Raw genomic sequence first — 10,816 nt, 5'->3', positions numbered from 1 at the left:
ACTCATCGGGCAACGCATTGATAGTGCACTAGCTACAATGTTGCCAGATTATTCTCGTTCTAAAATCACTACTTGGGTTAAATCAGGGAGTGCTCTTGTTAATGATAAAACCTTTAAACCTAAAGACAAAGTCTTGGGTGGTGAGATTGTTAAGCTTGAAATCAGGCGAGAAAAAACCAATGGTTGGGTGGCACAAGATATTCCTATAGATATCGTTTTTGAAGATGAAGATATCATTATCATTAATAAACCAGTTGGCCTAGTGACGCACCCTGGTGCGGGTAACTGGAGTGGTACATTGGCAAATGCGCTGTTATATCACGATGCATCGCTGGCTAAACTTGATAGAGTGGGTATTGTACATCGCTTGGATAAAAATACTTCTGGCTTAATGGTGGTAGCACGCAGTGAATTGGCGCAAAAAAATCTAGTTGAGCAATTGCAAACGCACAGTGTGTCAAGAGAATATAGTGCTATTGTCTATGGGCATATGATCTCAGGTGGCACGGTTAATGAGCCTATCGGGCGTGATTCAAAAGACCGCATTAAACAAGCGGTGAGCGAAGGTGGCAAGGATGCTATTACGCATTACCGTGTGATTGACAGGTTTGGACACCATACGCATGTTAAGGCGGTTTTGGAAACAGGACGCACCCATCAAATTCGTGTACATATGTCGCATATAGGGTATCCACTGATTGCTGATACAATGTATGGCGGTAAGGTTCGTTTTCCAAAGAGAGCAGATGAAGCGCTTAAAGATGCACTCAAAGGATTTGATCGTCAAGCATTGCATTCCAAAAAACTCACATTAACGCACCCGATTTCAGGGCAAGAAATGTCATGGAAAGCGCTATTACCAGAAGATATGCAAGCCCTAATTGAAGTGTTACAAAAATATGACCCAGCTTAGCGTTGGTTTTCCAAGTAAGGTTAAACATCTTTCAACCACACGATACTTAAAAGGTGGAACGAGTGTGGGTGGCTATGAAAACTTTAATCTTGCAATGCATACGGGCGATAATTTTGAATCAGTTGCACATAATCGAGCATTGCTCGTTCAACACTATAATTTGCCCAGTGAGCCAAAATGGTTAAATCAAACCCACTCTGATATCTGTTTAGATGCTCAGTCAAATGATTGCGAAGGCGACAGTGTTATTACTTGTGAGAAAGGTGTGGTTTGTGCGGTAATGACTGCTGACTGTCTGCCGATTTTTGCATCCAATCAATCAGGTACACAAGTAGGCGTGGCACACGCAGGTTGGCAAGGGATTTTAAACGGTGTGATTGAATCATTCATCAAAGCCTTTGATGAACATGACTTGTTGATACATTTTGGCCCAGCGATTTGTGCGAAAAACCTTGAGGTAGGTAGCGAAGTATTTGAGCGGTTTATTGCTAAAGATGAAAAACTGAGCATGGCATTCACACAAAAAAGGGGCAAATATCACTTAGATATTTATCAGGTTGCACGCATTATTTTAAATGACTTGGATGTTAAAGTAATAACAGGTGGCGACCAATGCACTGTTGAACAGGAAGAAAAATATTTTTCCTATCGCCGAGATGGGGCAAACTCAGGCAGAATGGCACACCTTATTTGGATAACGACTGAATAATTATTTTCTTAAAAATCGGTGCAAAAATATACAGTAGTGGAAAGCCCGCTAACCATGCAATAGCAAAACTGGATAACCATTTTTCAATGGTTTGATCGCCCCAGCCAATATTCATATAAGTCACCACAAATGACATAATACTAATCATAAATAATGACATAACGATACTAAATACCAAATGTATTTTCTTTTCCCTTTTTCCCTTTTCCATGTTATTTGCCTTCCTTTGTTTTTTCCTTACCAGAGATGGTGAAATCCATCTCTTTGGTTTCAGGGTTTAAATGGTAATAATGCAAAGATTTTTGCTTGCGTTGTTTTTGTTGTACCACACAGCCGACCATTTCAAAATCGCCTTTGAGTTCAATTTCATCGTGCTGAGTGCTAAGTGGAACTAAGAATTTTTTGTCGCCTCGTTCAATATATTGACGGAAATATAGTTCATTGGCATAGCGTACTACGGCGTAGGCGCGGTTGTGGATTCGCATACCAGGGTCGATAATTAAAATACAATTTTCACTAAACTCAGGCTCCATAATGTTGCCTAAATTTTGCAAGGCAAAAGGCTCTGAATTAGTACCGCAATTAGTTTCGAATGCTTCTTTACTCATTTTATGTTTGACACTTTCTGCAATAGAAAGTAGACCTTTGATTTTGGATAATGCGTGTTATTTTACTATCACATTGCATGCAATTTTCATTTTCACACCCATACACCGACAAAGTCTGTGAGAAATATCCAGGTTTGCCATCTACCGCAGAAAAATCTTGCAAGGTTGTCCCACCTGCTTTGATTGCTTGCGTAAGAATGTCCTTGATGCATTGTGTTAATAAGGCGTAGCGTTTTTTACCAACACTACCTGCTTTTCGTTTAGGACTGATGCCTGCTTGATGTAAACTTTCACAAGCATAAATGTTGCCCACACCCACCACAACTTTGCTATCCATAATAAAGGCTTTAATGTTTTGTTGCTTTTTGTGTGAGCAAGTGTATAAGTATTCATTATCAAATAACCCTTCTAACGGTTCAACGCCTAAGTTATCTAACAAAGGGTGCGACCCATTTTCAGAAAATAACACCGCACCAAAGCGCCTTGGGTCGTTCAAACGCAGTCTTTTTCTGTTCGTAAACACCAGCTCAAAATGGTCATGTTTCTCAAGTGGGGTGTCGTTATCTACCACCTTAATTGAGCCACTCATACCTAGATGAATAATCAGCGTACCCACATCAAACTTAATCAACAAATACTTACCTCGTCGCTGTATTTTATTCACACTTTGATTTGAGAGTGTTGTGACTAAATGTTTGGGCATATCCCAACGCAAATTAGCTCGATGTAGGTACGCACGCTCAACCGTCTGATTAACAATCAGTGGCTCAAGTCCAAGTTTGGTGGTTTCAACTTCTGGTAATTCTGGCATGTTGTGACTTAAATTAACTAAATAACTAATAAAATAACCTATTATAATGGTCAACTTTATAATAACGGAGAAAGAAATGTTTAATCGTATTAATTTAGTTCGGTGCAAAATTGCACTTGGTTTTGTAACAACTGCAATTGTGGTTTATTTTGTAGGGATGGATTCTATCGTCAACCAACATTATGCCTTTAGTGTTTGGTTGCATGTTTTAGCGGGTATTGTTTGGATTGGTCTTTTGTATTATTTTAACTTTGTACAAGTTCCTGCAATGGGCGCAGCACTTGCTGATAGTGATGGACCAGGTCCAGCGGCGATTGGCAAATATATTGCACCAAGAGCGTTGTTGTGGTTTCGTATGGCAGCTGCCACTACTTGGATCTTAGGTTTAGTGTTGTTGGCATTACAGTCTCGTGGTATGGACGGTATTATTGGCGCATTCACGCTTGCACAAGGTTATCAAGTTATCGGTATTGGTGCTTGGATGGGTACGATTATGGCGTTTAATGTATGGTTTATTATTTGGCCAAATCAGCAAAAAATCTTAGGTATGAAAGATGCATCTGCAGAAGAAATAGCAACTGCAAAGAAGAATGCAGCACTAGCATCAAGCATTAATGTTATTTTATCTGTGCCGATGTTATTGACTATGATTGCATGGCACTAATTTTTTGCTAAATTCTTTGTAAGATTGCTTGCTGGATTTATACATTTTGGCATGAGATAAGTAATCTGTTTTGAATTTGACTAGAAAAACCGAGACTTTGTTCTCGGTTTTTTTCGCCTATTGAAAAGGGTATAATTTCGCTATGTTAAAAAGAACACCTAATCTCAAAGTTAGCGGCAAGGACGCACAAAGTTTTTTGCAAGGGCAATTGTCAAACGATATTGATAAAATCGCTGATGGAGCGTGGCAATTGAATGCTTATTGCCAACATCAAGGACGCATTATTGCCTTAATATGGGTACAAAAACAAGGCGATGATTTTTATTTGGATTTTGCATCAGATTTACAAGCCGTGGTACACAATCGTTTAAAAATGTTTGCGCTTAATACTGAAGTGGCTTTTAGTGAGATTGACGCTCAAGCAGTGTCAATTGATAGCGTACAGATAACACTGGCAACAAGTGAAAAATTCATTCCTCAGGACTTGAATTTGGATATCAACGAAGTTGGTGTTAGTTTTACCAAGGGCTGTTATCCGGGTCAGGAAGTGGTGGCAAGAGTGCATTATTTGGGTAAGCCAAAACGCAGATTATATCAATTTGAATGTGACTTTAAGGTCTCACCGATGGATAAATTAACACTAGAAGACGCTACCAGTTCTGTTGGAGCTGTGTTGAATCAGGTAAAATCCTGCTTTTTTGCAACGCTTAAAATTGCTGAAGAAAACAAAGCACTTTTTATTAATAATAAGCCAATTAAATGTCTTGGACTGGCTAATTTTCCCTCATAAGAGAACATTATGAAATTGACTAAAATTTTGGCATTATTGTCATTGTTTTTCCCTGTTTTTGCATTTGCTAGCGGCACAGAAGAAAGGCTTGATTTAACCAGTCATTGGGTAGGTTATACGGCATTAGCTTTGTTTGTTATTGCTTACATTTTAGTAATAATGGAAGAATTTACAGGGTTTAACAAATCCAAACCAGTGATTTTAGTGGCAGGACTTATTTGGGCAATGGTTGCTTGGGTGTATGTCTCTCAAGGGTTGCCACATACTGCCGAAGCGGTGTTGCGTCACAATTTGTTGGAGTTTTCTGAGTTATTTTTATTTTTATTGGTGGCAATGACCTACATTGAAACCATGAAAGAGCGTAATGTCTTTGAGGCGCTAAAAGTATGGCTAACCAGTAAAGGATTGTCTTTTAGGCAGTTGTTTTGGTTAACAGGATTTTTAGCGTTTTTCATCTCCCCAGTTGCTGATAACTTAACAACAGCATTGATTATGGGTGCTGTGGTGTTATCGGTTGGTGGTAATAATGTGCGTTTTATCTCTATTGCCTTTGTAAATATTGTGGTAGCTGCAAATGCTGGCGGTGCATTTAGTCCGTTTGGCGATATTACCACGCTAATGGTTTGGCAAAAAGGAGTTATTGAATTCTATCATTTCTTTGATTTATTTATTCCGTCATTAATTAACTTTGTGGTGCCAGCGGCAATTATGCATTTTGCTATTAAAAATGAGTCGCCTGAGATATCAGGCAGTAGCACTATTAAAGTCAAAGAAGGTGGAATAATGGTGGTGATTTTATTTGTTCTCACCATTGTTACAGCGGTAAGTTTTCATAGTTTCCTGCATCTACCACCTGCAATGGGAATGATGATGGGTTTAAGTTATTTAATGATAGCATCGTTCTTGATTGCTAAGTTTAGAAATATTGAATGCGATATTTTCAAAAAATTAGCAAAAGCTGAATGGGACACTTTGCTGTTCTTTTTTGGGGTAATTTTAAGCGTTGGTGGCTTAGGTTTTATGGGGTATTTGGCATTAACTTCAGAGTTAATGTATACCTCACTCGGTGCAACCAACGCTAATATTTTGGTCGGTGTTTTGTCTTCGGTTGTTGACAATATCCCAGTGATGTTTGCAGTCTTGACGATGAATCCTGAAATGAGTTCGGGACAATGGCTGTTGGTTACATTGACTGCGGGTGTGGGTGGCAGTTTGCTTTCAGTGGGTTCTGCTGCAGGTGTGGCACTGATGGGGCAGTCAAACGGTCTTTACACATTTGTATCTCACTTAAAGTGGACGCCAGTTATTGCACTAGGATATGGAGCAAGCATTTACGCACATATCCTTATTAACGGCGTCTAGTGTCTAAAGCCAATTTATTAGTAGATATTGGTAATAGCAATATCAGTTGGAAGATTGGTGATTGCTATAGCAGTGTTGGTATTAAAGATTTTCAAATCAATGCAATACCACAACACCAGATTAGCACTATTGCCTGTGTTGCTCATCACGAATTGATTCAGTATTTTGTCAACCCAACTATTATCAAACCTAACCCTTATAAAGATTTGGTTTTTGATTATAATTTGGCGCAATTGGGTGTTGATCGTTTTTTGGGACTTGTGGCAGGGTATGATAAGTATCCAGAGCGAGATTTTATGTTGGTGGATATCGGTACTTTTGTTACTATTGACATTGTGCGCAATAAGCGACATATTGATGGCGGCATTACACCAGGGATTTATCAACTACAAGCTTGCAAAACCTTTATTGGTAAGGACAGTCAAAGGTCATGGCGTTTAGGTACTGAGAATATGTTGCGTGACTATCTTGAAAAGCGTTGCGAAGCGTTTGACGGTAAGATTTTAATAACTGGTGGTAGTCAAAAAATGCTCAATATTAAGCAAGGTGAATACCACCAAAATTTAGTAATAACAGGATTGGAAATAACAAATGGAAAATAGAGTTTTATCAGGAATGAGGCCAACAGGGCAACTGCATTTAGGGCATTATCACGGCGTTTTAAAAAACTGGTTGGTATTACAAAATGAGTATGATTCTTATTTTTTCGTTGCTGATTGGCATGCATTTACGACACATTATTCTGACAAAATTGATCTTGAATCTAATGTGACAGAAATGGTGGTTGATTGGTTAGCAGCGGGCATTAATCCAAATACTTCAACGATTTTTGTGCAATCAAAAGTACCAGAGCATGCAGAGCTACATTTGCTATTATCGATGATCACACCATTGCCTTGGTTGGAGCGCGTACCATCTTATAAGGATCAGCAAGAAAAATTAAAAACCAAAGATTTAGGCACCTATGGTTTCTTAGGTTATCCGTTGTTGCAAAGCGCAGATATTTTGATATACAAAGCAGGTTTGGTGCCCGTGGGTGAAGATCAAGTGGCGCATATTGAACTGACGCGTGAAGTGGCAAGGCGTTTTAATTATGTGTATGGGCGTGAGGCTGATTTTGAAGAAAAAGCAGAAATTGCTATTACTAAAATGGGTAAAAAACAAGCCAAATCTTATCGTACATTGCGTAAGGCTTATCAAGAAACGGGCGATGATGAGGCATTAATCAGGGCACAGGCAATGCTAAAAGAGCAACAAAATATTACTTTAGGCGACAGAGAAAGATTGCTGGGTTATATCGAAGGTGTGGGAAGAATTATTTTACCTGAGCCAGAATCTCTACTCACAAAAGCTTCAAAAATGCCAGGTTTAGACGGGCAAAAAATGAGTAAATCTTATGGTAATACCATTTCTTTGCGTGACAGTGCAGATGAAATTGAAGTCAAGATTAAGCGCATGCCAACCGACCCAGCGCGTGTTAAACTCACCGATGCAGGCGACCCAGAAAAATGTCCAGTTTGGCAATTGCATAAAGTGTATTCAGATGAACAAACCTGCGATTGGGTAAAAGATGGCTGTGTACATGCAAAAATGGGTTGTATTGAGTGCAAACAGCCGGTGATTGAGGGTATTCAAGCAGAATTACTACCAATGCAAGAGCGCATTGCTAAATATCAAGCTGACCCAAGCTACATTAAACAAATCATTCATGACGGTTCACAAAGAGCGCGTAATATTGCTAAAGAGACAATGACAGAAGTCAGAGAAGCGATGGGTATTATTTACTGATTTTTCTGCGCTGAGGATAAATTTTAATTATGGATAGACTACAAAAATTGATTGCCACAGCTGGTTATGGTTCACGCCGTTGGGCGGAGAGGCTGATTGAGCAAGGACGCATCGAAGTTAACAACAAAACCGCTAGTATTGGTGATAAGGCGCAAATAACAGACACAGTTAAGATTGATGGGCGAAAAATTGACCTTACGCGTTATCAAGAGGAAGAAACCAAAGTTATTATTCTGAATAAACAAGCAGGGGTTATCTGCTCTAACAAAGACGAGAAAGGGCGCAAGAGTGTTTTTGATTTATTACCCAAAGAGTCGCGTTGGGTAATGGTAGGGCGACTAGATTTAAACACCTCAGGCTTGTTGCTATTCACCAATAATGGCGATTTAGCCAACAAACTCATGCACCCAAGTTCTGAGATTGATAGAGAATACGCAGTTAGGGTCTTGGGAAAAGTTGAACCAGAAGATTTGCAGCAATTAACAGATGGTATTGAATTAGATGATGGCTTTGCCAAATTTACGCGTGTATCTGTTGGTGGTGGACAAGGTGCAAATCGTTGGTATAAAGTGGTGTTGAAAGAAGGGCGCAAGCGTGAAGTGCGTCGCTTATGGGAATCACTAGGCTTTAAAGTATCACGCTTAATCCGCATTCGTTTTGGTGAAATTCGTCTGCCAGATAATCTCAGGGCAAACCAAGTCGATACTCTCAAGCCTGGGCAAGTAAAACTACTATTAGACATGGTTAATTTGCAGAAGTAAATCAAGTCATATAAGGTGTTCATCAAGTATAATGACGCCTTTAATATTACTATTCTCTAAGTATTAATGTCTGATTACAAATCCACACTAAATTTACCTGCCACTAAATTTGCCATGAAGGCAAATCTCGCTAATCGAGAGGGTGGATTCTTACAAAAATGGCAAGATGATGGCTTATACGCTCAAATTCGCAAGAACAATGAGGGCAAGCCAAAGTTTATTTTGCACGACGGTCCTCCGTATGCAAATGGCGATATTCATATTGGCCATGCTGTTAATAAAGTACTTAAAGATATTATTATTAAGTCTAAATCATTGTCGGGCTTTGACGCACCATATGTCCCAGGCTGGGATTGCCATGGTTTGCCGATTGAGCTGAATGTTGAAAAGAAAAAAGGCAAAGTTGGATACAAGATTGATGCCAATTCATTTAGGGCAGAGTGCAGAAAATATGCCGATACGCAAGTTAATAAACAAAAACAAGATTTTCAGCGCTTGGGTATTTTGGGTGATTGGGATAACCCTTATTTGACCAAAGACTTTGGTTATGAAGCGGATATTGTCCGTGCATTAGGCAAGATAGTTGAGAACAACCATGTTGCTAAAGGCTACAAGCCTGTACATTGGTGTACTGAGTGTGGCTCTGCATTAGCTGAAGCAGAAGTTGAATACCAAGACAAGCAATCCGATGCGATTGATGTTAAATTCACCTTGATTGACAGCACACTGTTTGGTGTTGATAAGCCAGTATCCATCGTTATTTGGACGACCACACCTTGGACGCTGCCTGCGAATGAAGCAGTTGCGCTACACCCTGATCTGAACTATGTATTGGTTGATACGGGTGATGAGTATTTATTATTGGCACAAGCCTTAGCTGAAAATGCACTTTCTCGTTACGACATACAAGGTGCTACTGTTGGTGAGAAAACTTTTTCAGGTAGTGAGATTGAAGGTTTAAAAGCACAACACCCATTTTATGACAAGCAAGTGCCTGTGATTTTGGGCGAGCATGTGACTATTGACGCAGGAACAGGCGCAGTACACACAGCACCTGCGCACGGGCAAGAAGATTATGCAGTGGGCTTGAAATACGGCTTGCCTGTTGAATGTCCTGTAGATAGTCGTGGCGTGTTTTTTGAAAACACAGAATTATTGGGCGGGCAGTTTATTTTTAAGGCGAATGCCAGTGTTATTGAAATTTTAGAAAATACAAATACGCTGGTTAAGCATGAGCCCTTGCAACATTCTTATCCGCATTGCTGGCGTCATAAAACGCCGGTGATTTTCCGTGCAACGCCGCAGTGGTTTATCTCTATGCAGCAAAATGGCTTGCGTGATGCAGTGAATAGGGAAATTTTGAAAGTCAATTGGATTCCTGATTGGGGTAAAAAACGCATTGAACTGATGGTGGGTAATCGTCCAGATTGGTGTATCTCCAGGCAGCGTTTTTGGGGCGTGCCAATTACACTATTTGTACACAAACAAACGGGTGAATTACATCCAGATATGCAAGCGTTATTTATTAAAGTGGCAGATAAAATTGAAAAGAGTGGCATTGAAGCGTGGTTTGAATCTGATATTGAAGATTTCTTAGGCGCCGAGGCTAAAGACTACGATAAAACTACCGACACACTAGATGTGTGGTTTGATTCAGGGGTTTCGCATTTTGCGGTTTTAAAGCAAAGAGACGAGTTATCTGATGTAGCAGATTTATATCTTGAAGGCTCAGACCAGCATCGCGGTTGGTTCCAGTCTTCGTTAATCTCATCAGTTGCCATCAATGGCAAAGCGCCTTATAAGCAAGTATTAACGCATGGCTTTACCGTTGATAAACACGGCAAGAAAATGTCTAAGTCGCTTGGCAATGTGATGAGTCCACAAAAGGTGGTGAATAATCTCGGTGCAGATATCCTGCGCTTGTGGATTGCAGGAGCAGACTATACTGGCGAGATGACGGTGAGCGATGAAATTCTCAAACGCAGTGCAGATTCGTATCGTCGACTTCGTAATACCATGCGTTTTATGTTGGCAAATATGCAGGGCTTTGATGCCCTTCAACACTTGGTTGAAGTAGACAAATTATTATATTTAGATTATTGGATTATTGTTAAGACGCAAAAATTGCAAGAGCAAATTATAAAAGATTATAAAAATTATCAATTTCATAGTGTTGTTAAATCTATTAGTAATTTTTGTTCAAATGATTTAGGTGGTTTCAAAATAAAAGATGATACTCTGAAATTCCCTTATGCGATATTGTTAAACTAAGTCGAGTCATGGCGGCCATCTTGAATTTCCGATCGGCAAACGATTCACAAGTTTAGTACAGGACCACCCAATGATCATTCCTGCAAAGTCACAATTCAATTGGCTTAGTGGTTTCTAACAAGAAGATTTTTAAAATTTC

At 39.6% G+C, this 10,816-nt stretch carries 11 protein-coding genes and 1 pseudogene; 9 read left to right on the top strand and 3 right to left on the bottom strand.

The genetic code is table 11. The annotated features are described in order from the left end of the window. Positions 1-913 (top strand): 23S rRNA pseudouridine(1911/1915/1917) synthase RluD (gene rluD / locus BHECKSOX2_RS06465; RefSeq protein WP_245391343.1); only part of this gene is annotated, 913 nt, incomplete at its 5' end. Beyond that, positions 900-1,622, top strand: a complete 723-nt coding sequence (gene pgeF, locus BHECKSOX2_RS06460; RefSeq protein ID WP_139682941.1) for a peptidoglycan editing factor PgeF — start codon at positions 900-902, stop codon at positions 1,620-1,622. The genes rluD and pgeF, both read left to right, overlap by 14 nt. Here pgeF and BHECKSOX2_RS06455 read toward each other — a convergent pair. The 3 genes from BHECKSOX2_RS06455 to mutM are packed head-to-tail and all read right to left on the bottom strand — an operon-like array spanning position 1,600 to position 3,041. Next, a complete protein-coding gene (locus BHECKSOX2_RS06455; protein WP_139682940.1) occupies positions 1,600-1,833 on the bottom strand; it encodes a DUF2798 domain-containing protein in 234 nt (77 codons plus the stop codon). The genes pgeF and BHECKSOX2_RS06455 overlap by 23 nt on opposite strands. Position 1,834: 1 nt before the next feature. Continuing rightward, positions 1,835-2,230: a S24 family peptidase gene (locus tag BHECKSOX2_RS06450; RefSeq protein ID WP_139682939.1), complete on the bottom strand. Its 396-nt coding sequence runs from the start codon at positions 2,228-2,230 to the stop codon at positions 1,835-1,837. A 1-nt stretch (position 2,231) separates the two neighbouring features. Then, positions 2,232-3,041, bottom strand: coding sequence for a bifunctional DNA-formamidopyrimidine glycosylase/DNA-(apurinic or apyrimidinic site) lyase (gene mutM, locus BHECKSOX2_RS06445; RefSeq protein ID WP_139682938.1), 810 nt, complete (start codon positions 3,039-3,041; stop codon positions 2,232-2,234). Between the two features lie 157 nt (positions 3,042-3,198). Here mutM and BHECKSOX2_RS06440 point away from each other — a divergent pair, with 157 nt between their 5' ends. The 7 genes and pseudogenes from BHECKSOX2_RS06440 to ileS form a co-directional block, all read left to right on the top strand. Further along, complete coding sequence (locus tag BHECKSOX2_RS06440; protein WP_090717571.1) at positions 3,199-3,705, top strand: urate hydroxylase PuuD; 507 nt, start codon at positions 3,199-3,201, stop codon at positions 3,703-3,705. A 142-nt stretch (positions 3,706-3,847) separates the two neighbouring features. Then, positions 3,848-4,495 carry a CAF17-like 4Fe-4S cluster assembly/insertion protein YgfZ gene (ygfZ, locus tag BHECKSOX2_RS06435; protein ID WP_139682937.1) on the top strand — a complete coding sequence of 216 codons (648 nt, stop codon included), beginning with the start codon at positions 3,848-3,850 and terminating at the stop codon, positions 4,493-4,495. Positions 4,496-4,504: 9 nt separating this feature from the next. Next, positions 4,505-5,857 (top strand): sodium:proton antiporter NhaD, encoded by a 1,353-nt coding sequence (nhaD, locus tag BHECKSOX2_RS06430; RefSeq protein WP_180323694.1) that lies wholly within the window; start codon positions 4,505-4,507, stop codon positions 5,855-5,857. Then, positions 5,857-6,459 (top strand): type III pantothenate kinase, encoded by a 603-nt coding sequence (locus BHECKSOX2_RS06425; RefSeq protein ID WP_139682936.1) that lies wholly within the window; start codon positions 5,857-5,859, stop codon positions 6,457-6,459. The genes nhaD and BHECKSOX2_RS06425 overlap by 1 nt, the downstream gene beginning before the upstream one ends. Beyond that, on the top strand, positions 6,449-7,645 hold the full coding sequence (locus BHECKSOX2_RS06420) for a tryptophan--tRNA ligase (RefSeq protein ID WP_139682935.1): 1,197 nt from the start codon (positions 6,449-6,451) through the stop codon (positions 7,643-7,645). The genes BHECKSOX2_RS06425 and BHECKSOX2_RS06420 overlap by 11 nt, the downstream gene beginning before the upstream one ends. Positions 7,646-7,671: 26 nt before the next feature. After that, positions 7,672-8,406: a pseudouridine synthase gene (locus BHECKSOX2_RS06415; protein WP_139682934.1), complete on the top strand. Its 735-nt coding sequence runs from the start codon at positions 7,672-7,674 to the stop codon at positions 8,404-8,406. Positions 8,407-8,472: 66 nt separating this feature from the next. After that, a pseudogene (ileS, locus tag BHECKSOX2_RS06410) lies at positions 8,473-10,626 on the top strand (isoleucine--tRNA ligase); the annotation flags it as partial. Between the last annotated feature and the right edge of the window lie 190 nt (positions 10,627-10,816).

The organism is thiotrophic endosymbiont of Bathymodiolus puteoserpentis (Logatchev), from assembly GCF_900127505.1.
Lineage (GTDB): Bacteria > Pseudomonadota > Gammaproteobacteria > PS1 > Pseudothioglobaceae > Thiodubiliella.
This window is presented reverse-complemented; position numbering and strand designations above follow the sequence as displayed.

What these genes read in the sequence shown, in the direction of transcription:
- pgeF (WP_139682941.1), top strand. Translation starts at nt 900, where the DNA reads ATGACCCAGCTTAGCGTTGGTTTTCCAAGTAAGGTTAAACATCTTTCA.
- BHECKSOX2_RS06455 (WP_139682940.1), bottom strand. Translation starts at nt 1,833, where the DNA reads ATGGAAAAGGGAAAAAGGGAAAAGAAAATACATTTGGTATTTAGTATC.
- BHECKSOX2_RS06450 (WP_139682939.1), bottom strand. Translation starts at nt 2,230, where the DNA reads ATGAGTAAAGAAGCATTCGAAACTAATTGCGGTACTAATTCAGAGCCT.
- mutM (WP_139682938.1), bottom strand. Translation starts at nt 3,041, where the DNA reads ATGCCAGAATTACCAGAAGTTGAAACCACCAAACTTGGACTTGAGCCA.
- BHECKSOX2_RS06440 (WP_090717571.1), top strand. Translation starts at nt 3,199, where the DNA reads ATGGATTCTATCGTCAACCAACATTATGCCTTTAGTGTTTGGTTGCAT.
- ygfZ (WP_139682937.1), top strand. Translation starts at nt 3,848, where the DNA reads ATGTTAAAAAGAACACCTAATCTCAAAGTTAGCGGCAAGGACGCACAA.
- nhaD (WP_180323694.1), top strand. Translation starts at nt 4,505, where the DNA reads ATGAAATTGACTAAAATTTTGGCATTATTGTCATTGTTTTTCCCTGTT.
- BHECKSOX2_RS06420 (WP_139682935.1), top strand. Translation starts at nt 6,449, where the DNA reads ATGGAAAATAGAGTTTTATCAGGAATGAGGCCAACAGGGCAACTGCAT.